Annotated in this window: 1 pseudogene; it reads left to right on the forward strand. The window is 62.7% G+C overall.

Annotation, left to right across the window (positions count from 1 at the left end):
- Positions 1-12 precede the first annotated feature (12 nt).
- Positions 13-397: pseudogene (locus QWI17_RS06750) on the forward strand (1-acyl-sn-glycerol-3-phosphate acyltransferase); the annotation flags it as partial.

A 397-nucleotide genomic window follows, 5' to 3' on the forward strand; every position in this document is an offset into this window, starting at 1 on the left:
AAGAGTTTCATCGTGCACCGTTCGATCAGCGGGCGCCGTGAAAAGCTGGCGGCTTATCAGCTGCTCTCGGCCTACATCAACCACTCGATCCGCAACGACGCCACCTCGATCTGGATCGCCCAGGCCGAGGGCCGCGCCAAGGACGGTGACGACCGCACCGACTCGGCGATCCTCAAGATGTTCCACATGAGCCGCAAGGACGAGGCGTTTGGCGCCGTCATCCAGAGCCTGAACCTGACACCGGTGTCGATCAGCTACGAGTACGACCCGTGCGACCAGGCCAAAGCCCGCGAGCTGTATATCCGCGCCACCACTGGCAGCTACCAGAAGGCCCCAGGGGAGGACGACAACAGCATCGCCAAGGGCATTACCGGCTACAAGGGCCGGGTGCACATCA

Source organism: Gilvimarinus gilvus (genome assembly GCF_030518155.1).
Taxonomy (GTDB): domain Bacteria; phylum Pseudomonadota; class Gammaproteobacteria; order Pseudomonadales; family Cellvibrionaceae; genus Gilvimarinus; species Gilvimarinus gilvus.